Annotated in this window: 1 protein-coding gene; it reads left to right on the plus strand. The window is 60.5% G+C overall.

The annotated features are described in order from the left end of the window. The first annotated feature begins 23 nt into the window (after window positions 1-23). Window positions 24-572 (plus strand): c-type cytochrome, encoded by a 549-nt coding sequence (locus AC1DS3_RS39205; RefSeq protein ID WP_477129440.1) that lies wholly within the window; start codon window positions 24-26, stop codon window positions 570-572. Window positions 573-752: the final 180 nt, after the last annotated feature.

Below are 752 nucleotides of genomic sequence, written 5' to 3' on the forward strand. Positions count from 1 at the left end.
CCTGCTGCTGGCAGCCGTCGCCCCTGCTGCTGGCAGCCGTCGCCGGCAACGCGCACGCCGATCCCGACGCCGGCAAGCGCAAGGCCGAATCGTGCGTCGCCTGCCATGGCCCGATGGGCAACGCCAGCAATCCACTCTATCCGGTGCTGGCCGGCCAGACCGCGCGCTACATCTACCTGGAACTAAAGGACTTCAAGGAAGGCCGGCGCAGCGACCCGATGATGACGCCGATGGCGGCGCCACTGTCGCGCGAGGACATGCTTGATCTTGGCGAGTATTTTGCCGCGCAAAAACCCATCGCCTCGCAGTTCAAGGCTGGCGGGCAAAAAGTGGAAGCCGGCAGGAAGAAAGCCGAGGAAGTGCTCTGCACCATGTGCCATCTCGGCGGCTTTACCGGGCAGAATGAAATCCCCCGCGTGGCGGGGCAACAGTATGCCTATATCGTCAAGCAACTCGAAGACTTCCGCTCGCGCAAGCGGACTAATGATGCGGGGAGTATGACTAGCGTGGCTCKCGGGCTTTCGGATGCGGATATTCAGAATCTTGCGAGTTATATTGCTAATTTGCAGTAGGTTTTTTGGGGGGCTGGGGGGGGTGGTTGCTGTTTCATTGAGCGGCGATGGCTTTTGCACCCAAGAGCCATACGACATCCCCCTGCGGGGGCTGCCGGTCACTTATATGAACGCGCCCCGGTTTGCTAGGTAAACGTCACGCGATGCTCGATCAGGGTTGGTTGCAGACTTATATCCGGC

The organism is Cupriavidus sp. 01L46, from assembly GCF_056399905.1.